The organism is Lysobacter fragariae (assembly GCF_054779775.1).
The window spans coordinates 224308-249259 of sequence record NZ_BAAGXP010000006.1 but is presented as its reverse complement, the minus strand read 5'-3'; the positions used below and the strand labels follow the sequence as shown (position 1 = coordinate 249259).

The 24952-nt window shown below is 67.5% G+C and carries 19 protein-coding genes; 15 read left to right on the top strand and 4 right to left on the bottom strand.

Annotation, left to right across the window (positions count from 1 at the left end):
* Positions 1–112 precede the first annotated feature (112 nt).
* Positions 113–1627 (top strand): DUF3369 domain-containing protein, encoded by a 1515-nt coding sequence (locus ACYVD7_RS07175; protein WP_460760937.1) that lies wholly within the window; start codon positions 113–115, stop codon positions 1625–1627.
* Between the two features lie 223 nt (positions 1628–1850).
* Here ACYVD7_RS07175 and ACYVD7_RS07170 read toward each other — a convergent pair whose 3' ends face one another.
* Positions 1851–5636: a sensor histidine kinase gene (locus ACYVD7_RS07170; RefSeq protein WP_460760934.1), complete on the bottom strand. Its 3786-nt coding sequence runs from the start codon at positions 5634–5636 to the stop codon at positions 1851–1853.
* A 250-nt stretch (positions 5637–5886) separates the two neighbouring features.
* Here ACYVD7_RS07170 and ACYVD7_RS07165 point away from each other — a divergent pair, with 250 nt between their 5' ends.
* From ACYVD7_RS07165 to ACYVD7_RS07130, 8 genes are all read left to right on the top strand, one after another.
* A complete protein-coding gene (locus ACYVD7_RS07165; RefSeq protein WP_460760932.1) occupies positions 5887–7062 on the top strand; it encodes a thiolase family protein in 1176 nt (391 codons plus the stop codon).
* A gap of 152 nt (positions 7063–7214) precedes the next feature.
* The gene (locus tag ACYVD7_RS07160) at positions 7215–7547 is read left to right on the top strand and encodes a hypothetical protein (protein WP_460760929.1); all 333 of its coding nucleotides are present in this window, start codon (positions 7215–7217) and stop codon (positions 7545–7547) included.
* Between the two features lie 181 nt (positions 7548–7728).
* A complete protein-coding gene (locus ACYVD7_RS07155; protein WP_460760927.1) occupies positions 7729–8133 on the top strand; it encodes a hypothetical protein in 405 nt (134 codons plus the stop codon).
* Positions 8134–8316: 183 nt separating this feature from the next.
* Positions 8317–9927: a carboxyl transferase domain-containing protein gene (locus ACYVD7_RS07150; RefSeq protein ID WP_460760924.1), complete on the top strand. Its 1611-nt coding sequence runs from the start codon at positions 8317–8319 to the stop codon at positions 9925–9927.
* Between the two features lie 130 nt (positions 9928–10057).
* Positions 10058–11755: an Hsp70 family protein gene (locus tag ACYVD7_RS07145; RefSeq protein WP_460760922.1), complete on the top strand. Its 1698-nt coding sequence runs from the start codon at positions 10058–10060 to the stop codon at positions 11753–11755.
* Positions 11756–11855: 100 nt separating this feature from the next.
* The gene (locus tag ACYVD7_RS07140; RefSeq protein ID WP_460760919.1) at positions 11856–13442 is read left to right on the top strand and encodes a J domain-containing protein; all 1587 of its coding nucleotides are present in this window, start codon (positions 11856–11858) and stop codon (positions 13440–13442) included.
* A gap of 174 nt (positions 13443–13616) precedes the next feature.
* Complete coding sequence (locus ACYVD7_RS07135; protein WP_460760916.1) at positions 13617–14165, top strand: bactofilin family protein; 549 nt, start codon at positions 13617–13619, stop codon at positions 14163–14165.
* Positions 14162–14524, top strand: coding sequence for a hypothetical protein (locus ACYVD7_RS07130; protein ID WP_460760913.1), 363 nt, complete (start codon positions 14162–14164; stop codon positions 14522–14524). The genes ACYVD7_RS07135 and ACYVD7_RS07130 overlap by 4 nt, the downstream gene beginning before the upstream one ends.
* Before the next feature lie 172 nt (positions 14525–14696).
* Here the strand turns inward: ACYVD7_RS07130 and ACYVD7_RS07125 are convergent, their stop codons facing one another.
* The 3 genes from ACYVD7_RS07125 to ACYVD7_RS07115 are packed head-to-tail and all read right to left on the bottom strand — an operon-like array spanning position 14697 to position 17064.
* Complete coding sequence (locus tag ACYVD7_RS07125) at positions 14697–14936, bottom strand: DUF6587 family protein (RefSeq protein ID WP_460760911.1); 240 nt, start codon at positions 14934–14936, stop codon at positions 14697–14699.
* On the bottom strand, positions 14936–16813 hold the full coding sequence (gene feoB / locus ACYVD7_RS07120) for a ferrous iron transport protein B (RefSeq protein WP_460760908.1): 1878 nt from the start codon (positions 16811–16813) through the stop codon (positions 14936–14938). The genes ACYVD7_RS07125 and feoB overlap by 1 nt, the downstream gene beginning before the upstream one ends.
* Positions 16810–17064, bottom strand: coding sequence for a FeoA family protein (locus ACYVD7_RS07115; protein ID WP_460760907.1), 255 nt, complete (start codon positions 17062–17064; stop codon positions 16810–16812). The genes feoB and ACYVD7_RS07115 overlap by 4 nt, the downstream gene beginning before the upstream one ends.
* Positions 17065–17206: 142 nt before the next feature.
* Here ACYVD7_RS07115 and ACYVD7_RS07110 point away from each other — a divergent pair, with 142 nt between their 5' ends.
* From ACYVD7_RS07110 to ACYVD7_RS07085, 6 genes are all read left to right on the top strand, one after another.
* Positions 17207–17992 carry an enoyl-CoA hydratase-related protein gene (locus tag ACYVD7_RS07110; RefSeq protein WP_460760904.1) on the top strand — a complete coding sequence of 262 codons (786 nt, stop codon included), beginning with the start codon at positions 17207–17209 and terminating at the stop codon, positions 17990–17992.
* Entirely contained in the window at positions 17992–20055 is a 2064-nt protein-coding gene (locus ACYVD7_RS07105; RefSeq protein ID WP_460760902.1) for an acetyl/propionyl/methylcrotonyl-CoA carboxylase subunit alpha, read from the top strand. The genes ACYVD7_RS07110 and ACYVD7_RS07105 overlap by 1 nt, the downstream gene beginning before the upstream one ends.
* 115 nt (positions 20056–20170) lie before the next feature.
* Positions 20171–20851: a hypothetical protein gene (locus ACYVD7_RS07100; protein WP_460760899.1), complete on the top strand. Its 681-nt coding sequence runs from the start codon at positions 20171–20173 to the stop codon at positions 20849–20851.
* Complete coding sequence (locus ACYVD7_RS07095) at positions 20848–21741, top strand: hydroxymethylglutaryl-CoA lyase (protein ID WP_460760897.1); 894 nt, start codon at positions 20848–20850, stop codon at positions 21739–21741. Before ACYVD7_RS07100 ends, ACYVD7_RS07095 begins: the two co-directional genes overlap by 4 nt.
* On the top strand, positions 21738–24311 hold the full coding sequence (locus tag ACYVD7_RS07090) for a sensor domain-containing protein (protein ID WP_460760894.1): 2574 nt from the start codon (positions 21738–21740) through the stop codon (positions 24309–24311). The genes ACYVD7_RS07095 and ACYVD7_RS07090 overlap by 4 nt, the downstream gene beginning before the upstream one ends.
* Positions 24308–24889, top strand: coding sequence for a GNAT family N-acetyltransferase (locus tag ACYVD7_RS07085; protein ID WP_460760891.1), 582 nt, complete (start codon positions 24308–24310; stop codon positions 24887–24889). Before ACYVD7_RS07090 ends, ACYVD7_RS07085 begins: the two co-directional genes overlap by 4 nt.
* The last annotated feature ends 63 nt before the right edge of the window (positions 24890–24952 follow it).

Sequence of the window (24952 nt, the reverse complement as noted above, 5' to 3'; positions counted from 1 at the left end):
CGCACGACGCCACCGCGCCATCTGTGACCACCACCCTGCGCCCGCGTCCGGCCCCCTCCCCTCTGACGCCAACAAGTGCTAAAAGGACCCCACAGGGGAACCGAGCCGAACCATGGATTTTCTGTCGTCCATCGACAGTCCTGCCGTCGTGCCATGGACGCTGCTGCTGGTGGACGACGAGCCCGAAGTACATGACGTCACCCGTCTGGTGCTGTCCGGTTTCCGTTTCGAGGACCGGCCGATCCAGATCCTGTCGGCGATGAGTGCTGCCGAAGCGCGCGGCATCCTCGACGCGCGCGACGACGTCGCGGTGATCTTCCTCGACGTGGTGATGGAGAGCGACCAGGCCGGCCTGGAACTGGCCGACTACATCCGCAACAGGCTGAAAAACCACGACGTCCGCATCGTCCTGCGCACCGGCCAGCCCGGACAGGCGCCCGAGCACGAGGTCATCTCGCGCTACGACATCAACGACTACAAGGAAAAGACCGAGCTCACCGCTCAGAAGCTGTCCACCACGCTGTTCGCGGCGCTGCGCGCGTGGCGCGACATCGTCACCATCCGCACCAGCAAGCGCGGACTGGAACGGGTGATCGCGGCGTCCGTCGAGGTGTTCTCGCACGAGCGCACCACCGATTTCGCCGCCACGGTGCTGGGCCAGCTGGCGGGCATGGTCGGCGACGGTCGCGGCGTCCTGTGCGCGCACCCGGCGCCGGGCAATGCGGCGGGGCCGCTGGTGGCGGGTCTCGCCGGCGGCAACTTCGACCAGTACACCGGCCGCGACCTCGACCAGGTCCTCCCTGCCCCGCTGCGCGACAGCCTGCGCACCGCGCTGGGCGAAGGCCGCAGCGTCTTCGGCAGCGACCACGCAGCGCTGTACTTCACCGACACCCACCACGGCCACGAGCTGCTCTACCTGGCCGATCTCACCGGACTGTCGGAGATCGACCACAAGCTGCTGGAGGTGTTCGCGACCAACGTCGGCATCGCGTTCGAGAACCTGCAGTTGACGCAGGAACTGTCCGACGCACAGATGGAGATGATCTACCTGCTCGCCGGCGCAGCCGAGTCGCGCTCGCGCGAGACCGCGGCGCACGTGCGGCGCGTGGGCCTGATCGCGGAGTTGCTGGGGCGCGAATTCGGCCTCGAGGACGCGTTCTGCGAACGCCTGCGCCATGCCGCGCCGCTGCACGACATCGGCAAGATCGGCATTCCCGACGCCATCCTCAACAAGCCGGGCCAGCACACGCCGGAAGAAACCGTGGTCATGCGCGGCCACGCGGAAATCGGGTATCGCCTGCTGGCGCCTTCGAAGCGCGGAACACTGCAGCTGGCCGCGGAAATCGCCTATTCGCACCATGAGCGCTGGGACGGCGGTGGCTATCCGCGCGGCCTGTCCGGCGAGGACATTCCGGTCAGCGGGCGCATCACCATGCTGGCGGACGTGTTCGATGCGCTGGGCAGTCGCCGCTGCTACAAGGATGCGTGGACGACCGAGCGCATCCGCGGTTTCATTACCGACAATCGCGGGAAGATGTTCGACCCCACCCTCACCGACCTGCTGATGCTCAACTGGGAGCGTGCGGAAGCCATCCGCGAGCAGTTGCCCGACGGGCCGGTGGACTGAGCCGGCGGGCAGACTGTTCGACTGACGTATCGGGATTGCACGCCGTATCCGGCAGTTCTTCAGCAACGCCCGGCGGCTCATCGTTGTCATCCCACGCGCAGCGGGGATCTGTTGTTCTGTTCTTTCGCCTGGATGCGTAAAAGCAGGTCCCTCGCTGCACTCGGGACGACAGGCGAAGGGCGGCTGCGTCCCGGCTCGCCGCACCGGCGCGATGCTCCGGCAATCAGCCCGATCGCCGCACCTTCAACGGGAACCTCAGGACAAACCGCGCGCCTTCGCCGTGGGTTTCCTCGCAGGAAATGCTGCCGCCAAGCAGCTGGGTGGCGAGGTTCCAGGTGATGTGCATGCCTAGTCCTGAGCCACCGCTGCCACGCCGGGTAGTGAAGAACGGCTCGAAGACATGGCGCCGCGCTTCGTCGCTCAGGCCGGCGCCGTTGTCGCGGTAGTCGACCACCACGATGCCGTCCTCCACCGTCAACGACAGCCGCATCTGCCCGTTGTCGCGCCCGGCGAAACCGTGCATCACCGAATTCATCATCAGGTTCGCGACGATCTGGTAGATCGCGCCGGGATAGGTTTCGACCTCGATGGGTTGCGGGCACACGACACTCACCGTGTGCCGCTGTTGGCGCAGCGAGGGCTGCAGCGACAGCAGGATCTCATCGACATACGTGCGCAGGTCGAAGCGGCGGATTTCCTCGCTGGACTGGTCGACGGCCACCTGGCGGAAGCTCTTCACCATGCGGTCGGCGCGCTGCAGGTTGCGCAGGATCAGTTGCGAACTCTCGGTGGCCATCTGGCGGAACTGGTCCAGCGCGGGCCGGTCCAGCGTGCCTTCGTCGATGCGGCGGCCGAGCTTGCGCGCCTCGCCTTCCAGGTGCGAGGCCGCGGTGACGCCGACGCCCAGCGGCGTGTTGATCTCGTGGGCAACGCCGGCGACCAGGTTGCCCAACGCCGCCATTTTCTCGGCATCCACCAGTTGCTGCTGGGTCTGGCGAAGTTCGTCGATCGTGTGGCGCAGGTTCTCGTTGGACGAATACAGCGCCTCGGTGCGCTGGTGGACGCGCGATTCGAGCTCCGTGTTCACGCGCGCCAGCTCGACTTCGTTTTCCTTGAGGCCGGTGATGTCGCTGTTGGTGCCGACGATGCGCAGCGGTTGGCCGCCGGCGTCACGCGCGACGACGCGGCCGCGGCTCAGGCGCCAGCGCCAGTAGCCGGCGTGGTCGCGCACGCGGTAGCTGACGTCGATGAACTCCTGGTCGCCGATCATGTGCGACGCCAACGCATCGTCGAACAGGGTGCGGTCGTCGGGATGCACGGCTTCACGCAGCTGGCTGACGCTTTCGATGCGCTCCTCGCCGATGCTGTCGGGCTCGTCCAGCGGATTCTGGCGCCGCAGGCGATCGTGCGCGAGGTCCCAGTCCCACAATTCGTCGCCAGTGCCCCATAGCGCAAGCTTGAGGCGTTGCTCGCTGTCGGCGATCTCGCGCTGGGCGCGTTCGCGCTCGGCCAGGCGCTGGCGTACCGCCAGGACGATGCCCGCCAGCACCAGCAGCGCGATCAGGACATACGCGGCGATCGCCCAGCCGGTCTCCCACCAGTGCGGTGTGCGGCGGATCGGGATGCTGAGGGTGTCGCCCCATTTCCCGTCGGGGCGCCGGGCCCGGGCCTGGAAGGTGTAATCGCCGGCGGGGAGGTCGTTGTAGCTGGCGACGCGACGCCGCGCATCAACGTCGATCCACGCGTCGTCGATGCCGACCATGCGGTAGGCGTAGACCAGTCCGTCCGGGTCGGCATAGTTGAGCGCCGAGAAGCTGACGCTGATGTCGTCGCTGTCGGGCGGCAGGATCCAGCCTTCGCCATTCTTCCCGTGCGCCGCGACGCCACGCAGGGCGCGACCTTTGCCGCCCAGCAGCCGGAAGTCGGTGACGACGACCCGCCGCGGCGCTGGAAACGCGCGCACCTGGTGGGGGTCGAACATGGTGACGCCACGCATCCCGCCGAACAGGATGCGGCCATCGGGCAACTTGCCGAAGGCACCGATGAAGTAGCCGGTGACCTGCGCGCCCGCGCTGGGGCCGTAGTTGGTGAACCTGCGCGTATCAGGATCGAAGTGGCTTACCCCGACGGTCGTGCTGATCCACAGCTTGCCTTCGTCGTCGACCTCGATACCGCCGATGGCGTTGCTGGGCAGTCCCTCGTGGACGCCGAAGCTGGTGAAATGCGCGCGTCCGGCGGCATCGAATTCCATCAGGTTGAGACCGCCGCCCTGCGTGCCGACCCATAGGCGACCGCGCAGGTCCTCGACGATGGCGGTCACGGTGTCATGGCTGAGCGCACCGGGTACACCGGGCTTGCCGGGAAACACGTCGACCTTGCCGGTACGCGGATCCAATCGCCGCAGGCCGTCCAGGATCCCGCCGATCCACAGCTGGCCCTTGCGGTCCGCGTACATCATCTCGATCGCGGCGTCGCCGCCGGTCCGGCGCACGATCGATTTATCCATGATCGGATAGCGCTTGAACCGCGAGCACGTCGCGCACAGGGCCGCCAGGTCGCCGCTCATCGTGCCTACCCAGAGCGTGCCGCCACGGTCCTCGAAGAGGCGGCGGATCTTGTTGTCCGGAAGACTCGTCGGATCGTCCGGGTCGTGGGCATAGGTCACGAAGTGGTCGCCCTCGCGACGCGCCAGGCCGTTGCCGGTACCCACCCACCGGCGTCCGAGGGCATCGTGCACGGTGTGCGCCACGCGCCGATCCGGCAACGCGCGCGGATTGCCCGGATCGCCCTGGAATTGCTGCACCGCCCCGGTGCGCAGGTCGTAATGGACCAGGCCCATGGACTCGGCGACGCCCAGCCAGACCGACCCGTCCTCGCCCACGTCCACCGACCACACGGCGATGCCATAGCCTCCGCGCGCGCCCTGCGCCTTGACCTGTATCTCGGCGAACGTGCGCGTGGCCGGCACGTAGAGACTGAACCCGTTGAGCCAGGTCCCGATCCAGACAAGTCCATCGCGATCCAGCATCAGGCTGTGGACGCGACTGGACGCCAGCGTGCCCGCCAGCCCCGCGCCGAAGCGCCAGACGCGAAACCGGGCATCGGGACGATCCAACCGCGCCAAGCCATCGAAGGTCGCTATCCACAGCTGGCCATCGGCGTCGAACTGGAGGTCGCGCACCCACGGGTCCGGCAGCCCGTCGGCCATGTCCCAATGGCCCAGTTGCCGGCCTGCGCGGTCGAACCGGTACAGGCCCGTGCCATGCGTACCTACCCAGACATCGTCGCCGTCGGGGGTGGTTTCGATTGCCTCGATTTCCGCAGGCCCGTCGTCGTGCGTCCAGCGCCGCACCTGCTTGCCATCCTTGTGCAGCAGCCACAGCCCGGTCACGCTCCCCAGCATCAATTCGTCGCCGATCGGCTCGATCGACGTCACCACGCCGAGCCGTTCGGTGATTGTGTCCGGCACCGATTCGAACGATTCCGATCCCGCACGCTTTGCCTGCAGTTGTCCACTGGCGAGGGCCACCCACAGCGTTCCGTCCGGCGCCTCGCGCAGGGTGCTGATGCCATCGGAAGCCAGCGCACCGGGCCGGGAGTCGGCGCTGTAGCGAATGAAGCTCCCCTGCCCGGGCACGAATCGGGCGACGCCCCCGGCGAGCGTGCCGACCCAGAAACCACCACGCCGGGACGGTTCCAGCGCCTGGATATGGTTGTCGGGAAGGCTGCCGGGATCCTGCGGGTCGTTGCGATAGGTCAGGAATTCGTAGCCATCGAAGCGATTGAGGCCGTCTTGGGTGCCGATCCAGACGTACCCCTGCGCGTCCTGCATGATCGCCTTGACGCTCGCCTGCGACAGGCCGTCCTCGACGCCATAACGCTGGAAGCGCACGTCCTCGACGCTGACTTCTGCCGACGTCGGCGGCTCGGCCGCCTGCACGCGCCCGGCGAAGGGCGCGGCTGCCAGCACAGACGCCAGTACGAGCTGCCTGCCGACACAGGTCGTCACGGCGCGCACGGCCGCCGCGAGCCACGGCTTCGCCCGCCGCGCAGCTGCTGCAGCGCGCCGAGTCTGCCGGCTACCTGATTCCCCCATATGCCGAGGCTAGCGCCGCAGCCGGTCGCGCCACAAGCGGACGCAGCCCACGCGCTCGGCGACGAGCCCCAGACCCCACGCGTCCGGACGTTTGCCGCATTGCAGCAAGCCACCGCATAATCGGGAAATCCCGGCCCCGCGCCGGCCCCATTTGGAGCTTCCCATGAGTGACGTCGTCATCGTCGGTGCCAAGCGCACCGCCATCGGTTCCTTCCTCGGTCAGTTCACCGGCGTGGCAACGCCCGTCCTGGGCACCGCCGCAATTACCGCCGCGCTGGAACAGGCCGGCGTCGCCGCCGACCAGGTCGACGAAGTCATCATGGGTTGCGTGCTTCCGGCCGGCCTCGGCCAGGCCCCGGCACGCCAGGCCGCGCTCGGCGCGGGCCTGCCGACTTCCGCCGGCTGCACCACGGTCAACAAGGTCTGCGGTTCGGGCATGAAGTCGATCATGCTGGCCCACGATGCGATCAAGTGCGGCTCGTCGAGCGTCGTCGTCGCCGGCGGCATGGAGTCGATGACCAACGCCCCGCATCTGCTCAACAACTCGCGCACTGGCACCCGCTACGGCAGCGCCGAAATGCTCGACCACATGGCGTGGGACGGCCTGACCAATCCGTATGACAAGCAGGCGATGGGCGTGTTCGGCGACATGGCGTGCAGCAAGTACGGCTTCGACCGCGCCGCGTTGGATGCGTATTCCGAGACCAGCGTGAAGCGTGCACAGGCTGCGATCAGCGGCGGCGCGTTCAAGGACGAGATCGTTCCGGTCACGGTGAAGGGTCGCAAGGGCGACGTCGTCGCCGATACCGACGAGGAGCCGGGCAAGATCGACGTCACGAAGATCGCCGGCCTGCGCGCCGCCTTCGGCAAGGACGGCGTGCTGACCGCCGCTTCGTCCTCGAAGATTTCCGACGGCGCCGCCGCGACCGTCCTGATGTCGGCCGATGAAGCCGCCAAGCGCGGCCTGAAGCCGCTGGCCCGCATCGTCGCCCACGCCACCCATGCGCAGGCGCCGGAGTGGTTCACCACCGCGCCGGTCGCGGCTATCGAGAAGGTGCTGGCCAAGGCCGGCTGGAGCGTCGGCGACGTCGACCTGTTCGAGATCAACGAAGCCTTCGCCTGTGTCGCCATGGCGCCGATGAAGGACCTCGGCATCAGCCACGAAAAGCTGAACGTGAACGGCGGCGCATGCGCACTGGGCCATCCGATCGGCGCCAGCGGCGCCCGCCTGGTCGTGACCCTGATCCACGCACTGCGCCAGCGCGGCGGCAAGCGCGGCGTGGCCTCGCTGTGCATCGGCGGCGGCGAAGCCACCGCAGTTGCCATCGAGATTGCCTAAACCGCAGGTGACCCCCTCCTAAACAGAACGGGAGCGGGTTAACGTAGTAACGAAATAAAAACGGCCAACCGCTTGACACGCGACATGGCCTTGTCATCATGTCAGCCGCGCAAGTGTGCGCGTTGCCCTATATCCACGACGAGGAAAAACACATGACTTTCAATAAGGCGCTGATCGCCCTGGCTCTGGTTACCGCTCTGGCCGCTTGCTCGAAGCAGGCCGACCAGGCTGCGACCGACGCTGCCGCTCCGGCCGCCGAAGCCACCACCGCCGCTGCCGACCAGGCTGCCGGTGACACCGCCCAGGCCGCTGCTGACGCCGCTGCCCAGGCTGCTGACGCCGCTGCCACCTCGGCCGACGCTGCTGCTCCGGCTGCTGACGCCGCCGCTGCCCCGGCCGCCGACGCTGCCATGGCTCCGGCTGCTGACGCCGCCGCTGCCCCGGCCGCCGACGCTGCTGCTCCGGCTACCGAAGAAAAGAAGTAAGCAGTACGCATTAACAGACTCTGTCTGTTAAAGTGAACGGGGAAGAGCCGTCGGCCATGCCGTCGGCTCTTTCCATGTGGTCAGTGAACGATAGAAGCCGGCACGATGCCGGATCGCTGCGCGCACTGGCGTTGCCTGACTTTAAACCCAGCTTTTTTCAGACAACTCCTCGGAGACAATCATGAACACCAAGCTCTACGTCCTCCTCGCCGCTGCGGTCCTCGCCCTGTCGGCTTGCAACAAGGAATCCACCGACGCCGCCGCTGAAGCGACCGACGCCGCTGCCACCGCTGCTGACGCCGCTGGCGACGCTGCCACCGCTGCCGGCGACGCCGCCGCTGCTGCTGGCGACGCTGCCACCGCCGCCACCGGCGCTGCTGCCGACGCCGCTGCTGCTGGCGCCGACGCTGCCGCCACCGCCGCTGGTGACGCTGCTGCCGCCGCTGGCGACGCCGCTGCCGCCACCGCGACCGACGCTGCTGCCGCCGCTACCGGCGCTGCTGCTGACGCCGCCAAGGCCGGTGCCGACGCTGCCCAGGGCGTGGCCGACAAGGCTGCTGCCGCTGCTGAAGAAGCCAAGAAGTAATAGCTTCTCTGCAGGCAATACCGGAAGGCCCGCGCAAGCGGGCCTTCTTTTTTGCGCGGCCACCATCTACGGCCACCATTGCTCCACGCAGTGTGAGGACGCCTGAGACATGGCGTCGCTGACACGGTTTCGCTGAACGCCTGCTTGTGCTTTGATGCCGGCTCTTTTTCCAAGCCGATGTCCATGCCCGCGCTCACCTCCCAGCTGGACCCTCGCTCGCAGGATTTCCAGGACAACGCCGCCTACCATCGCGCCCTCGTCGACGAACTCGACGCCCGCCTCGCACGCGCAGCCCTTGGCGGCGGCGACAAGGCCCGCGCCAGGCACACGGAACGCGGCAAGCTGCTCGCACGCGATCGCATCACCGCCCTGCTCGACCCGGGCTCGCCCTTCCTCGAAATCGCCCCCCTCGCCGCCGAAGGCATGTACGACGACGCGGCGCCCGCCGCGGGCATGGTCTGTGGCATCGGTCGGGTGATGGGCCAGGAAGTGGTGGTCGTCGCCAACGACGCCACGGTCAAGGGCGGCACCTACTTCCCTATGACGGTGAAGAAGCACCTGCGCGCGCAGGAAGTCGCCCGCGAGAACAAACTCCCCTGCGTCTACCTGGTCGACTCCGGCGGCGCCTTCCTGCCGCTGCAGGACGAGGTCTTCCCCGACCGCGAGCACTTCGGCCGCATCTTCTACAACCAGGCGCGGCTGAGCGCGGAAAACATCCCGCAGGTCGCCGTGGTCATGGGCTCATGCACCGCGGGTGGCGCCTACGTGCCGGCCATGTGCGACGAAAGCATCATCGTCAAGGAACAGGGCACGATCTTCCTCGGCGGCCCGCCGCTGGTGAAGGCGGCAACGGGTGAAGTGGTCGATGCCGAAGCGCTCGGCGGCGCGGACGTCCACACCTCCGTGTCCGGCGTCGCCGACCATTTCGCCGAAGACGACCGCCATGCGTTGCAGATCGCGCGCGACATCGTCGGCACGTTCAACCGCACCAAGGCCCTGCCCGTCGCCGTGCAGGCATCGCGCCAACCGCTGTATCCGGCCGAAGAGCTGTACGGCATCGTGCCGAAGGACACGCGCCGCCCGTTCGACATCCGCGAAGTGATCGCGCGCGTGGTCGACGGCAGCGAGTTCCAGGAATTCAAGGCGCGCTATGGCAAGACGCTGGTGACCGGCTTCGCCCACCTGCACGGCTACCCGGTCGGCATCGTCGCCAACAACGGCATCCTGTTCGCCGAGAGCGCGCTCAAGGGCGCTCACTTCATCGAACTGTGCAACCAGCGCGGCATCCCGCTGGTGTTCCTGCAGAACATCACCGGCTTCATGGTCGGCAGGAAGTACGAAAACGCCGGCATCGCGAAGGACGGCGCCAAGATGGTCACCGCCGTCGCCTGCTCGCACGTGCCGAAATTCACCGTGGTGATCGGCGGCAGCTTCGGTGCCGGCAATTACGCAATGTGCGGACGCGCCTACGGTGCACGCTTCCTGTGGATGTGGCCGAACGCGCGCATCAGCGTGATGGGTGGCGAACAGGCCGCATCGGTGCTGGCGACGGTCAAGCGCGACGGTATCGAAGCCGCCGGCAAGATCTGGACGGCGGAAGAGGAAGACGCGTTCAAGGCGCCGATCCGCGACCAGTACGAATCGCAGGGCAATCCCTACTACGCCACGGCGCGGTTGTGGGACGACGGCATCATCGACCCGGCCGACACGCGTCGCGTGCTCGGGCTGGGCTTGTCGGCCAGCCTCAACGCGCCGATCGAGGACCGCACGCGGTTCGGCGTGTTCCGCATGTAGGTCGGGGCTTGACCCGCCACCATCGTCGCGAAGTGAAAGATCGGAAAACCTGTTTGGTGTACGCGCATGAGAAGCGGCGGGTCCAGGCCCGCCCTACGCACCAACGCAATCAGTGGAACCTGCAGCAACCATGATCGTCGGCATCGACCTCGGCACCACCCACTCGCTCATCGGAATCCACGGCCCGGATGGCCCGCAGCTGATACCCAACGCCCTCGGCGAATTGCTGACGCCATCGGCCGTCAGCGTCGACGCCGAAGGCCACCTGCTGGTCGGACGCGCCGCCCGCGAGCGCCTGGTCACGCATCCGGACAGCAGCGTCGCTGCGTTCAAGCGCTGGATGGGCACCAGCCGCGAAACCCGCCTCGGCAGCCGCAGCTACCGCCCGGAAGAGCTCTCCGCGCTGGTGCTGCGCTCGCTGCTGGACGACGCGCGCGCACACCTGGGCGAAGACATCCGTGAAGCCGTCATCAGCGTACCCGCTTATTTCGGCGACGCGCAGCGCAAGGCCACGCGCGCGGCGGGCGAGCTGGCGGGCATCCGCGTCGAACGCCTGATCAACGAACCCACCGCCGCCGCCCTCGCCTACGGGCTGCAGGAGCGCATCGACGGCTCCACCTTCATCGTCCTCGACCTGGGCGGCGGCACCTTCGACGTGTCGATCCTCGAGATCTTCGACGGCGTCATGCAGGTCCACGCCAGCGCCGGCGACAACCACCTGGGCGGCGAGGATTTCCTGCAACTGCTGGTCAACGCCTGCTGCGCCGACCACGACCTCGATCCGCGCAAGCTGCCCGGCAACGAACTCGCCCAGCTGCAGTCGCGGCTGGAAACCGTGAAGCAGCAACTCAGCCGCGATGAACGCGCCGGCGCATCGTTCACGGTCGGCGGCAAGTCATTCGATTGGGAAATCGACGAACACCGCTACGGCCAGCTCGCCGATCCGCTGCTGCAGCGCCTGCGCACACCCATCGAACGCGCCCTGCGCGATGCGCGGCTGACGCCCGCGCAACTGGCCGAAGTGGTGATGGTCGGCGGCGCCTCGCGCATGCCGGTGTTCACCCGACTGGTAGCGAAGATGCTCGGTCGCCTGCCCCTGCGCCACGTCAACCCGGACCAGGCGATCGCGCTGGGTGCCTGTGTTGCCGCCGGCATGAAGGCGCGCGACCAGTCGCTGGAGGAAATGGTCCTGACCGACGTGTGTCCGTACACGCTCGGCGTCGCCATCAGTCGCCGCGACGAGTCCGACCGCATCACCCACGGCCACTTCTCGCCGATCATCGAACGCAACGCCACCGTGCCGGTGAGTCGCGTCGAGCAGTACGCGCCCATGCACGACGACCAGAAGGAAATCGAACTGGAGGTCTACCAGGGCGAAAGTCCGCGGGTGGCCAACAACGTCCTTCTCGGCAAGATCCACATCCCGCTGCCGCGGAAGCGCCGCCGCGACGAGAACACCTTCGACGTGCGTTTCACCTATGACGTCAACGGCGTACTGCAGGTCGAGGCCAAGGTCCATGCCACCGGCAGCAGCCACGAGCTGATCCTGGAAGGCAACCCGGGTCTGCTCAGCAAGGAGGAAATCCGCCGGCGCCTCGCCGACCTTGAGCGGATCAAGATCCATCCGCGCGAGGACCAGGCCAACCTCGCCGTGATCGCCCGCATCGAGCGCCTCTACGAAGAATCGCTTGAGAACCGCACGATGCTGCAGGAGTGGCTGGGGCGCTTCATGGGTGTACTGGAATCGCAGGATCCGCAACGCATCGAGCGTCATCGCATCGAGCTGTCGCGTGCGCTGGACCAGGTCGAGGACGTGGTTTCACCGTGAGCCGCGCCAAGGCCCGCGTCGACCTCGACGTTCTTGCATTCGTTGATGCGCATCCCCCGGTCGCGGCAACCCGCGCACGCAATCGCCCACGCCTGACGCCATGAATCCATTCGCCTGCCTTGGCGTTCCCGGTGACGCCGACGAGACCACGATCAAGCGCGCCTATGCCCGGCTGTTGAAGCAGCATCGTCCCGACGAGGATCCACAGGGATTCCAGCGCCTGCACGAGGCCTACACGCAGTGCCTCGCCTGGGCGCGGCATCGGGCTTCGTTCGAGGACGACTTCGACGAATACGAAGATGGCGAAGCCGAAGCCGAAGCCGGCACCGGCGCACGACCAATGTCCAGCGGCCATCTCCCCGCCCCGGACGACAATGCGGCCGGGCCGAAGCAGTTCCCCGGCGACGCAGGCGAACCACGAGACGCCCACGAGCAGGCGCATTCCACCACCGGCGACGATCCGCCCGACAGGGTCGAGCGCGAGCTGATGCAGCTTGCCAACGCGCATTCGGCGCCTGCTTCCGCCACGCCTTTCGTGATCGACACGTTCGTGGACGAACTGCTGCAACGCGTGCGCGAACCCGCGCCGCGCGCGCTCTCCGACTGGCTGCATGGCCACGAAGCGCTGTATTCGCTGCAGCTCAAGCAGACGCTCCGCGAGCCCGTCGCCCAGGCGCTCGCGCAGGCGCGCCCGCTGCCAGGCGCGAAACAGATCCACGTGGCCATGGAGTTTTTCGGGCTGGAAGGCGTCACCCGGGCCGATGGGCACGTCGCCTACGTCGTGCAGCAGCTGTTCCAGCGCATCGAGGATGCCGCCGCCTTCGATCGGATCGTCGCCCACTACCAGTCGCCGCAGGTCAAGCCGGTCGACCGGATGCTGTTGCGGGAACTCACCACGCGACGCAACTGGTTCCGGTTCCTCCTCATCCTCCTGTGCCCGCTCCTGCCCACGCGCACGCGCAGCCTGCTGCTGGCGCTCGAGGAACAGGGTCGCGATGCCACCGAGGAACGCCTGAACCACCAGGCAGCCAACTTCTGGCGGCGTGCCGCCGACGCCGACCGCCTGGACTGGCGCCGGGTGCTGGTCGCTTTGACGCGCATCCCGCTGGTCACGTTTCCGCTGGTGGCGCTCGTGGATCTCGGCGACACCAATGAAGTCGTGGCCGCCTCCTACGTGGTGACGTTCCTGAACGGGTGCGTGACCTGGCTGCTCTACGCCGGCAGCAGCGTCGGCTGGCGTTGGTTCAAACGGCTGAACGAGAGGACGTTGCGCTGGGATCTGCCACTGGCTTTCAGCCTGGGGGCGCTGGGCACCTGCGTGCCGCTGGTGTTCGCCCTGCCCGGTTGGACGATCGCCATCACCATTCTCGTCACGGTGTTCTGGAACGCGCGTCGGTCCGGCGGGACGCTCTACTGCGCATTCATCTCCGCCGTACTCGGCGCTGCCGCCGTGGCCAGCCTGTGCGCCCCGTTGGTTTCCTCCGCGGACTGGGGTTTGACGATGCTGGCCGGCAGCGCGTTGTATGGCGCCGGCAGCACTGTTGCAGTGGACGTGCTCAATGCGCGCAAGGGCGGCACGACGATCAGCGAGGCCCGTGACCAGTTGGTGGGATGGCATGGATGGGCGTGCCTGGGGCACGCGATCGCGCTGCTCGTCATCCTGGTGGTGCGCAGTCAGCTGACGTGAGCGTGCTGGCGTCGACCTGCTGACGTCGATTTGCTGATGTGGACCTGAAGTGAACCGGTGTCGAGTGCTTCGCCTTTTTGCCGGGCGTGTCACAGCGCCGTGGTTGGACATGCGTGGTAGGCTCGGAAAATAGCTTCCGCCTCGTTCTGTCCCCCCAACGAAGGAGCCTGCGCCATGGCGATTTTCAACCAGCCATCTGCCCCCAAGCGCGACAACATTCCCGCACCGCCGGAACCACCCAAGCCCGTCGCTGAGCCCGCATTCCAGCGCGCGCCCGATGCAGTCGTCGACCACGGTTTCAACGCCGCCCCGCAATCCACGCGCGCCGCGCCAGTGGAGCGCAACGAGGGCAAGGAGTCGCTGATCGCTTCCGACCTCACCATCGAAGGCAAGATCGAAGGCGCTGGCCACATCCGCATCGCCGGTCGTTTCAAGGGCGACGTACACGTTCAGGGCGACCTCACCATCGAAGTCGGCGCGCGCCTGAACGGCGGCGTGCGTGCACGCAAGGTCGTCATTGCCGGTGAGCTCGAAGGCAACATCGAATCGGCGCAGCGCGTCGAACTGCTGGAAAGCGGCGTGATGATCGGCGACCTCAAGGCCGAAACACTGATCGTCTCCGCCGGTTCGCGGATGAAGGGTCAGGTCGAGTTCGGTGCGGGTGACAAGGGCACGTCGTCCAAGTCCTCCAACGGCAACGGAGACGCCGGCGCCTCGTCATGAGCAACCCGCGCCCGGGCATGCCGGGTGCGACGCGCACCTGTCCGCATTGCAAGACCACGATCCTGGAAAGCGCCAGCGTCTGCCCGGCGTGCCGGCACCACCTGCGTTTCGATGAAAACGCGATCGCAGGGGCGAAGACGAAGATCTCGCCCCTGCATGTCGAAGGCACGATCTCACCGCCACCCGGCGAAGCCGCGTGGGAGTACTCGATGGTGCTGTCGATCAAGAACGAACGTGGCGAGGAAGTCGCGCGCCAGGTCATTGGCGTGGGTGCGCTATACGACAACGAGCAGCGCACGTTCACGCTCGCGGTGGAGATGACTGAAGCGACGGGCGCGAAGGCACGTCGCAGACATTGACGTAGGGCGGGTCTTGACCCGCCAGACGAGTCGCAGTCATCGCGGCGGGTCAAGACCCGCCCTACGCGCTTCGCTCGGGATGACGGACGAACTGGCTTGTCATCCTCAGTCAATCAATGGCTCAAGCCGTCGTGGCATGGCGGCTCGCAGGCCCGGTAACCGCTGCGGCTTCCTACTTCGGGTCGCAGCTGTGGCAACCACCGCAACTGCCCTCGCCGGCACGCGGCATCGGCGCCAGCCAGCGACCAAGGCGCTGCAGCCACGGCGCCCGCCCTTCGCGTACCAGCGGCAGCGCGCAGGCGATGCGCAGGCGCCGAACGCCGGCGGGGAACTGCTTGTTCGCGACGTACGCCGCACTGACCACCACCGCCAGCGCGATCACGACGTACTGCGCAAGCAGCCCGATGCCCATCACCCCGCTCCCATCGCCACGGCGACCTGGTAAGTCAGCATGGACGCCAGGTAGGCCAGCGCGAACAGATAGCCGGCGCTGATCGCCACCTGCTTCCACGATTGCGTTTCGCGCTTGATCGTCGCGAGCGTGGAGATGCATTGCGGCGCGTAGATGTACCAGACCAGCAGCGACAACGCCGTCGCCAGTGACCAGCCATCCGCGATCAACGGCGACAACGCCTGCGCGGCGGCGGCGTCATCCGTCGCCGATAGCGCATATACGGTGGCGAGCGACGACACGGCGACTTCACGCGCGGCCAGGCCCGGAATCAGTGCGATACAGATCTGCCAGTTGAAACCGACCGGGGCGAACAGCGTCGTCATCGCGTGGCCGATGCGGCCGGCGAAGCTGTAGTCGATCGCCGGGCCAACAGCATCCGCCGGTGCGCCGGGGAACGTCAGCAGCACCCACAGCAGGATCGTCAGCGCCAGGATGATGCCGCCGACGCGCTTGAGGAAGATCGCCGCACGCTCCCACAGGCCCAGCGCAAGGTCGCGCGGATGCGGCAGGCGGTACGAAGGCAGTTCCAGCAGCAGCGCATGCTCGCTCTTGTCGCGACGCCACTTCTTCATCACCCACGACACCATCAGCGCGCTCAGGATGCCCGCCGCGTACAGTGCGAACAGCACCAGTCCCTGCAGGTTGAACCACCCGACCTTCTGCTGCGGGATGAAGGCGCTGATCAGCAGCGCATACACCGGCAGTCGCGCCGAGCAGGTCATCAACGGCGCAACGATGATCGTGGCCAGACGATCGCGCGGATCCTGGATCGAACGCGTGGCCATGATGCCGGGGATCGCGCAGGCAAAGCTCGACAGCAGTGGAATGAACGAACGGCCCGACAGTCCCGCCGACGCCATCATCTTGTCGAGCAGGAAGGCCGCCCGCGGCAGGTAGCCGCTTTCTTCCAGCGCGAGGATGAAGGCGAACAGGATCAGGATCTGCGGCAGGAATACGATCACGCCGCCGACGCCCGCAATGATTCCTTTGACGATCAGGCTGCTGAGCGGCCCTTGCGGCAGCACCGATCCGGCCCAGGCGCCCAGCGCCGCGGTGCCGGCGTCGATGAGGTCCATCAGCGGCGTCGCCCAGGCATACACGGCCTGGAAGATCAGGAACATCACCACCGCCAGCGAAAGCAACCCGATGACAGGATGCAGCAACCAGCGATCGAGCGCATCGTCGATCTCCGCGGTTCGGCGCGGCATCGTCACCGCGAGCGAAAGCAGCCGGCGCGTCTCCGAATGCAGCGCTTCGGTATCCAGCCTGGCGCCGTCGCCCAGGTGGACGCGCGGTTCGTGCAGGGTGTCGGCGATCGTGTCGAGTTTGGCTACGAGCGCGCGCGCACCGTCGTGACGCACGGCAACGGTCGGCACCACCGGTACGCCCAGCTCGCGTTCCAGCGCGGCGAGGTCGACCTCGATGCCCCGTCGCTTCGCGGCATCCATCATGTTTACCGCCAGCACCATCGGCTTGCCCAACTCGCGCACTTCCAGCGCGAAACGCAGGTGCAGGCGCAGGTTGGTGGCATCGACCACGCAGACGATCACGTCGGGCGCGGGCTCCCCCGGGTAGAAGCCGCGGCACAGGTCGCGGGTGATGGCTTCGTCCAGGCTCGCGGCGTGCAGGCTGTAGGCGCCCGGGAGATCGAGCAGCGCGTAGTGGCGGCCCGACGGCGCGTGGAAGCGGCCTTCCTTGCGCTCGACGGTCACGCCGGCGTAGTTCGCGACCTTCTGCCGGCTGCCGGTCAGCAGGTTGAACAGCGCGGTCTTGCCGCAGTTCGGGTTGCCGACCAGCGCGAGACGCAAAGAGGGGGCGACGGCTGCGGCGCTCACGCGGACACCTCGGCGTCGCCAGCGATGACGCGCACGCGGGCGGCCTCGCTGCGACGCAGCGCGAAGCGGGTGAAACCGACCTGCACCAGCAGCGGCTCGGCGGCGATCGGGCCGGCCGCCATCACTTCCACGCGTTCGCCGTTGACGAAGCCCAGCTCCCGCAGGCGACGCGCGATGGCGTCGTTCGGCGACTGGTCTTCCACCGACTCGACGACGGCGGCAATTCGGCGCGGCAATTCGGACAGCTTCAAGGCTCACCCGGAGGCCGTCTGGCCACAAATGGGAATTGTTCTCATTCTATCAGGGCGCCGCGCCGCTGGCTTGACCATACGCTGGCGAAACTTCGCGCCCGCCGTGATCGCTATCATTCAGCTTCCGCGACACGGACTTCCCATGAACCATCCCCTGCTCAGCCTGCGCGAGGGCCCCGTCGCCCGCCTGCGCCTGAATCGTCCCGAGCTGCACAACGCCTTCGACGCCGTCCTGATCGCCGCCCTCACCGGGGCGCTGGAATCGGTCGCCCACGACGACGAGGTACGCGTGGTGGTGCTGGAAGGCGAAGGCGCCTCGTTCTCCGCCGGCGCAGACCTCAACTGGATGCGCGGCATGGCCGCCGCCAGCGAAGCCTCCAACCGCGACGATGCCCTCGCCCTCGCCCGTCTCATGCGCGCGCTGGACGAGCTGCCCAAGCCGACGATTGCGCGGGTGCACGGCGCGGCCTTCGGTGGCGGCGTCGGGCTGGTGGCCTGCTGCGACATCGCCATCGGCGCGCCGGAAGCGAAATTCGGCCTGACCGAAAGCAAGCTCGGCCTGTTGCCGGCCGTGATATCGCCCTATGTGATCGAAGCCATCGGCGCACGCCAGGCGCGGCGCTGGTTCGCTACCGCTGAGATCTTCGACGCCGCCGAAGCCAAGCGCATCGGACTGCTGCACGACGTCGTGGCTGCCGACGCGCTCGACGCCGCCGTGCAGCGCCAGGTGGACCTGCTGGTGAAGGCCGGCCCGATCGCCGCGGCATCCGCGAAGACGCTGGTGCGCCGCGTCGCCGCCGAAACCCATCGCGACACGCTCGACAGCGACAACGCCGCGCTGATCGCGAAACTGCGTGTTTCCCCCGAAGGACAGGAGGGCCTCGGCGCTTTCCTCGACAAGCGCAAGCCCAACTGGATCCAAGGCTGATGTCCCGCAAACTCTTCGACAAGATCCTGATTGCGAACCGCGGCGAAATCGCCTGCCGCGTCATCCGCACGGCGCGCCGCCTCGGCATCCGCACCGTCGCCGTCTATTCGGAAGCCGACGCCAACGCCCAGCACGTGCGCCAGGCCGACGAGGCCTACTGCATCGGCGGCCCGCGCCCGCAGGAGTCCTACCTGCGCGGCGACGCGATCATCGAAGTGGCCAAGCAGTCCGGCGCGCAGGCGATCCATCCCGGCTACGGCTTCCTCAGCGAGAACGCGGACTTCGCCGACGCCGTCGCGGCCGCGGGGATCGCGTTCATCGGTCCGTCCGGCACCTCGATGCGCAAGATGGGCAGCAAGGCCGGCGCGAAGGACCTCATGCACGCCGCCAACGTGCCGGTCGTGCCCGGTTACACCGGCGATGACCAGTCGCCCGACGTCCTGCAGCGCGAAGCCGACGCGATCGGCTATCCGCTGATGATCAAGGCCGCGCATGGCGGCGGCGGCAAAGGCATGCGCATCGTGCGTGCTTCCGGCGAATTCGCCGCGAACCTGGAGAGCTGCCAGCGCGAAGCACGCAACGCCTTCGGTCGCGACCGCGTGCTGCTGGAACGTTACGTCGAGAAGCCGCGCCACATCGAAATCCAGGTCTTCGCCGATACCCACGGCAACACGCTGCACCTCAATGAACGCGAATGCTCGGCGCAGCGCCGCTACCAGAAGGTGCTGGAAGAGTCGCCCTCGTCGTTCCTGACACCGGAACTGCGCGAGGCGATGGGCGCGGCCGCGGTCGCCGCCGCGCGCGCGATCGACTACGTCAACGCCGGCACCGTCGAGTTCATTGTTGGCCAGGACGGCGGCTTCTACTTCATGGAGATCAACACGCGACTGCAGGTGGAGCACCCCGTCACCGAGTACGTGACCGGCCTCGACCTGGTCGAGTGGCAGCTGCGCGCCGCCGCGGGCGAAGCGCTGCCACTGCGCCAGGAAGACATTCGCCAGAACGGCCATGCGATCGAAGTGCGCCTGTACGCGGAGGATCCGGAAGCCGGCTTCCTGCCGGGTTCGGGCAAGCTGGAGCGCCTGCGCCTGCCCGCGGCCGACGCGCACACGCGACTGGATTCGGGCGTGGTCGAAGGCGACACGGTGACGATCTTCTACGACCCGATGATCGCCAAGCTGATCGTCTGGGATCGCGATCGCCCGCGCGCCCTCGCCCGCCTGCGCGATGCGCTGGCGCAATGCGACATCGCCGGCCCGAAGTCGAACATCGAGTTCCTCGAACGACTGGCGCGTCACAAGGCCGTGGTCGAAGGCACGATCGATACCGGATATCTCGACCGGCACCTGGACGAATTCGTCCCGCCGCCGGGCGGCGTCGACACCGCGCCGGAAACCGACCTGCTGCTCGCCGCCGCGGTCACCCGCCTGCTGGGGCAGGAGCGCCAGACCCGTCACGCCGCGCAGCAATCCGCCGATCCCACCTCCCCCTGGGCCATCGCCGACGGCTGGCGCCTGGGCCACGGCGGCCACCGCAGCCTGGCCTTCATGCACCGCGGCCAGCGTCTGGAGCTGCACACGCACGGCAGCGGCGGCGACTACCGCATCGAAACCGGCGCTGGCACGGATGCGCACACGCACACCCACACCATCGCCGGCGCCCGCATCGACGGCGATGTGCTGAGCCTGCGCATCGACAATCGCATTGGCAATCGCGCACGCCGCTTCACCATCCTCGAACAGGGCCGCCAGCTGGTCGTGCACGACGGCGAACAGCGCCTGGCCCTTGAGCCGGTCGCGATGTTCCACCACGAAAGCACCGCCAGCGGCGCCGGCGCCGACCGCGTCACCGCGCCGATGCCGGGCCGTGTGGTCGTCGTGCGTGCCAGCGCCGGCGACACCGTGGAAGCCGGACAGGAAGTCATGGTGATCGAGGCGATGAAGATGGAGCTGAGCCTGAAGGCACCGCGCGCAGGCAAAGTGGGCGAAGTCCGCGCCACGGCGGGCGATTTCGTGGAAGCTGACGCAGTGCTGGTGACGCTGGATCTGCTGAAATCCGCTTGAGATAACGGTTCGACAGCGGCGGTTCGACACCGGCCGTACCGGAGCCGCTTCGACGTTGGCCCAAAGCATGGGCGCGCAGAAATCCGCGCGCCCACTCACCCTCGAGGATCGAGCCATGCCCAAGGCGCTGCTGGGATTCCTCCCGCCCGCACTGCTGATGCTGGCGACGACGGGATGCTCGACCACCCTGTTCGAGACGTTCCCGCAGGGCCAGGTCACCACCTGCGACAGCGCTTGGCCCGGACGCTGGCATCCGGATGGCAAGGCCGACGAAACGCTGGCGATCAACGACGGCTGCACGTCGACCACGTTCACCAAGCCCGGCGAAGCGCCTGAACAGAAATCGGTGACGCTGACGCTGGTCAGCACAGCGCACGGCCAGTACCTGCACCTGCGCTCCGAAGGCGACGCAACTGAATGCTTCGACAAGGCGCACTGCGGCAAGACGCTCCACCGCTACGTCCGGCAAGGTAATGAGATCCGCATCTTCGAACCCGACCACGTCTGGGTCGCCGCCGCGATCAAAAAGCACAAGCTGCCCGGCTTCAGCGAAAAAGAAAGCACACCCGTGCGGTTGCTGGCACCGCCCCAGGCATCCTCCGGGGGCGCAGCCGACGGGACGCCCAAACCCGACGACGCCCCCATCGCTCCCGGACCGACCTACGGGAACCTGGTAACAGGAACGCCGGAACAGATTGCCGCTATGCTGGACCGCAACCCGAAGATGTTCAGCACGGAACCCTTCCTGATATTGCGGCGCGATGCCGAACCGGCCGCAACCACACCGACTCCATGACTCCTTCCGTACGCATCGTAGAAGTCGGCCCGCGCGACGGGCTGCAGAATGAAAAGACGATCATCGCGACGGCCGACAAGATCGCGCTGATCGACCGTCTCTCCGCCACCGGCTTGCGCAGCATCGAAGCCACCAGCTTCGTCAGCCCCAAGTGGGTGCCGCAGCTCGCCGACGCGGCGGAGGTCTACACCGGCATCGCCCGGCAACCGGGAATCGCCTACCCGGTACTCGTCCCCAACGAACAGGGTTACGAACGCGCCCGCGCCGTCGGCGTGACCGAAATCGCGGTGTTCACCGCGGCGTCGGAAGCGTTCAACCAGAAGAACATCAACGCCAGCATCGACGAATCGCTCGCGCGCTTCGCGCCGGTGATGCAGCGCGCCCAGACCGACGGCGTGAAGGTGCGCGGCTACGTCTCCACCGTGCTGGGCTGCCCCTACCAGGGTGAAGTTCCCGTAGTCGACGTGGTGCGCGTCGCAAAGGCGCTGCACGCGATGGGCTGCTACGAGATCTCGCTGGGCGACACCATCGGCGTCGGCACGCCGGGCAAGGCACGCGCGATGCTCAAGGCCGTCGCCGCCGAAGTGCCGATGCCCGCGCTGGCCGTGCACTTCCATGACACCTACGGCCAGGCGCTGTCCAACATCCTCGCGTGCCTGGAGGAAGGCGTCGGCGTGGTCGATTCGGCGGTCTCCGGCGCGGGTGGCTGTCCGTACGCCAAGGGAGCGAGCGGCAACGTCGCCAGCGAGGACGTGGTCTACATGCTGCACGGACTGGGCGTGGAAACCGGCATCGACCTGGACAGGCTCGCCGACACCGGACGCTGGCTCGCCGCACTGCTCAACAGGGAAACCGGCAGCAAGGTCGGGAAGGCACTGGGCGCGAAATGACCCCGAAGACGCCGCTGCAGGTCGTCCCGTCACCCGCCCCGGCGAGTGATGGTCCGGCCACGCTGGCGGCGCTGGAACACGCCTGCAACGACCCCAATCTCCCCGCGCACATCCGCACGCTGCTGCAGCAGGCACGCGACGCATTGCGCGATGCCGAAACCGCAGCCGTCGCCGAACGGAACCGCTACCGCGCCGTGTTCGACGCCGTGCCCGACCCGGTGAGCATCCTCGACTGGGACGGCACCGTGCTCGACGTCAACAAGGCGGGGATGGCCGCCTACCAGCGTCCGCTGGAGGAGATCGTCAACAAGCCGATCGAGTTCCTCAACCCCGACCTGCCACGCGACCACCTGCGGCCGGTGTGGGACACGCTCAACCGCGGCGAAACCTTCGTCATCGAAGTCACCAACATGCGCGCCGACGGCACGCGCTTCCCGGTGGAAGTGCATTCGGCCGGCTTCGAGGACGACGGCAAGAAGCGGATCGTCGCCGTTGCGCGCGACCTCAGCGGCCGGCATGCCGCCGAGCTGCTGTATCGCGAACTGATGGAGGCGATCGACAAGGGCATCATCGTCCGCAACGCCGACGGCCACATCGTCCACGTCAATCCGGCGGCGATGCGCATCCTCGACCTGGACGCTGGACGCACGCTCGAGGACGACCTGCAGGCGGAAAACTGGCAGACCTTCGACCAGCACGGCCACGAGGTCGCACAGGACGAACAGCCGGCCACCTACGCGCTGCGCACCGGCAAGATCGTCGAGAGCACCGTGCTCGGTTTCTACAACCGCCGCCGGCGCCAGCTGAAATGGCTGTCGGTGACCTGCGTACCGCAGTTCGCCCCCGGCAGCACCCGCCCGGACCAGGTGATTTCGCTGTTCTCCGACGTCACCGGACTCAAGCGCGACAGCGCGCTGTTCGATCGCGCCCAGGCGCTGGCCCACATCGGCGGCTGGGAGTGGGACACCGGCCGCGACTCGCTCTACCTCACCCACGAAGCACACCACATCCTCGGCCAGTCGCACCCGCCCGAGCGCATGGACGAACTGCTCGCCTGCCTGCGCGAGCCCGACCGCCGTCGCCTGCGCACCGCGCTGGACCACGCGGTCGAACACGGCCGCAGCCTCAACCTGGACCTGCAGGGCTGGCAGGCGAACGGCCGCCTGTTCTGGATCCGCGTGATCGGCGAAGCCGAAATCGCCGACCCGACCGGCACGCACCTCGTCGGCACGCTGCAGGACATCACCGAGCGCAAGCAGGCCGAGGAAACATTGCGCGTGCAGGCGCGCACCGACCCGCTCACCGGCCTGTTCAACCGCGACGCGGTACTGGAAGAACTGGAGGCGCGACTGGCGGAAGCGTCGATGGCGAAGGTCGCCGTGCTCTACATCGACCTGGACCGCTTCAAGATCGTCAACGACGTCCTCGGTCATTCGGCCGGCGACCGCCTGCTGACCGCCGCGGCCCGTCGCATCCAGCGCGCCATCGGCAGCGAGGGACTGATCGCACGGTTTGGCGGCGACGAATTCCTCGTCGTGTGTTCCACCGGCGACGAACCCACCCGCCCCGAGCGCCTCGCCGACGCGATCCTGCAGGCGTTCGGCGAGAGCTTCCGCATGGACGGCGAGGAATTCAACATCACCGCCAGCATCGGCATCGCGCAGGCGCCCATCGACGGCCGCCGCGCGCAGCAGCTGATCCAGAACGCCGACGTCGCCATGTACGACAGCAAGCGCCGCGGCCGCAACGACTGGCAGACCTTCACCGCGGAACTGGCGGAGCGACAGCTGCAGCGCCTGCAACTGGAAACCCACCTGCGCCGCGCCGTCACCAACGACGAATTCACCCTGGTCTACCAGCCGCTGGTCGACATCGCGACCGGCAAAGTCGTCGCGGCCGAAGCGCTGATCCGCTGGAGCAACCGCATGCTCGGCGAGATGCGCCCGGACCACTTCATCAGCCACGCCGAAACCACCGGCGATATCGTCGGCATCGGCGGCTGGGTGCTGCGCGAAGCCTGCCGGCAGATGCGCCGCTGGCGCGATCGCGGACTGGAGCTGGAACGCATCGCCGTCAACGTGTCATACCGCCAGTTCCTCGGCGAGGACCTGGCCGAACACGTACGCACTGCCCTGGCTGAATCCGGCCTGCCCGGCCACGCACTGGAACTGGAATTCACCGAGCGCGTGCTGATCGAGGACGCGCCCGACACCGTGCGCACCTTCGCCGCGCTGCGCGACATGGGCGTGGTGCTGACCATTGACGATTTCGGCGAAGGCTACAGCGCGCTCAACTACCTGCGTCGCCTGCCGATCCACGGCCTCAAGATCAGCCAGCTGTTCGTACAGGGCGTGCCTGATCGCAAGTCGGACGTCGCCGTATGCCAGGCCGTCCACGGCATCGCCCGCAGCCTCGGACTGGGGCTGGTGGCCGAGGGCATCGAAACCGAACGCCAGCGCGCCTTCCTCATCGAGATGGGTGTCACCATCGGCCAGGGCTTCCTGTTCTCGCCGGGCATCGCCGGGGACGACATGCAGGCGCAATTCACACCCCACGAGGAGAAAGCGTGACACCCGTGCAGCACTGGAAGATCCGTCCCATCGAAGCCCGTGACGACGGCGAGATCGCCGGCATCATCCGCAGCGTGATGCCAGAATTCGGCGCCGTCGGCAGCGGCTTCGCGATCAACGATCCCGAAGTGGACTGGATGCAGCGCGCCTATTCGCAACCGCGCTGCGCGTACTTCGTCGTCGAGGTCGACAAGCGGGTGATGGGCGGCGGCGGCATCGCCCCGCTGGAGGGCGGTGATCCGGACACCTGTGAAATGCGCAAGATGTACTTCCTGCCGCAACTGCGCGGCCAGGGGGCAGGTACCGGGCTGATGGTGCACTGCCTGGACGCCGCGCGGCGACTGGGTTTCAAGCGCTGCTACCTGGAAACCATGCGCGGCATGGGCGATGCCATCCGTCTCTATGAGCGCTCGGGCTTCCACCGCATCGACGCCCCGATGGGCCGCACCGGGCATGGCGGCTGCAACACCTTCTATCTGTACGAATTCCACGCGCCCGTGGAGTCCCACGCCGGGGTCCTGCAACGGATCCTGGCGCGACAGGCCGATGCGTCCAACTCCGATCCGGACGACGCCTGATCACGACGTAGGGCAGGCCTTGGCCCGCCATTCGCCCGTCCGCCAAATCTCCGACAGCTAGCT

Bases quoted from the DNA above. Each gene is read 5' to 3' on its own strand.
- ACYVD7_RS07175 (WP_460760937.1), top strand. From the start codon at position 113: ATGGATTTTCTGTCGTCCATCGACAGTCCTGCCGTCGTGCCATGGACG.
- ACYVD7_RS07165 (WP_460760932.1), top strand. From the start codon at position 5,887: ATGAGTGACGTCGTCATCGTCGGTGCCAAGCGCACCGCCATCGGTTCC.
- ACYVD7_RS07160 (WP_460760929.1), top strand. From the start codon at position 7,215: ATGACTTTCAATAAGGCGCTGATCGCCCTGGCTCTGGTTACCGCTCTG.
- ACYVD7_RS07155 (WP_460760927.1), top strand. From the start codon at position 7,729: ATGAACACCAAGCTCTACGTCCTCCTCGCCGCTGCGGTCCTCGCCCTG.
- ACYVD7_RS07150 (WP_460760924.1), top strand. From the start codon at position 8,317: ATGCCCGCGCTCACCTCCCAGCTGGACCCTCGCTCGCAGGATTTCCAG.
- ACYVD7_RS07145 (WP_460760922.1), top strand. From the start codon at position 10,058: ATGATCGTCGGCATCGACCTCGGCACCACCCACTCGCTCATCGGAATC.
- ACYVD7_RS07140 (WP_460760919.1), top strand. From the start codon at position 11,856: ATGAATCCATTCGCCTGCCTTGGCGTTCCCGGTGACGCCGACGAGACC.
- ACYVD7_RS07135 (WP_460760916.1), top strand. From the start codon at position 13,617: ATGGCGATTTTCAACCAGCCATCTGCCCCCAAGCGCGACAACATTCCC.
- ACYVD7_RS07130 (WP_460760913.1), top strand. From the start codon at position 14,162: ATGAGCAACCCGCGCCCGGGCATGCCGGGTGCGACGCGCACCTGTCCG.
- ACYVD7_RS07125 (WP_460760911.1), bottom strand. From the start codon at position 14,936: ATGGGCATCGGGCTGCTTGCGCAGTACGTCGTGATCGCGCTGGCGGTG.
- ACYVD7_RS07110 (WP_460760904.1), top strand. From the start codon at position 17,207: ATGAACCATCCCCTGCTCAGCCTGCGCGAGGGCCCCGTCGCCCGCCTG.
- ACYVD7_RS07105 (WP_460760902.1), top strand. From the start codon at position 17,992: ATGTCCCGCAAACTCTTCGACAAGATCCTGATTGCGAACCGCGGCGAA.
- ACYVD7_RS07100 (WP_460760899.1), top strand. From the start codon at position 20,171: ATGCCCAAGGCGCTGCTGGGATTCCTCCCGCCCGCACTGCTGATGCTG.
- ACYVD7_RS07095 (WP_460760897.1), top strand. From the start codon at position 20,848: ATGACTCCTTCCGTACGCATCGTAGAAGTCGGCCCGCGCGACGGGCTG.
- ACYVD7_RS07090 (WP_460760894.1), top strand. From the start codon at position 21,738: ATGACCCCGAAGACGCCGCTGCAGGTCGTCCCGTCACCCGCCCCGGCG.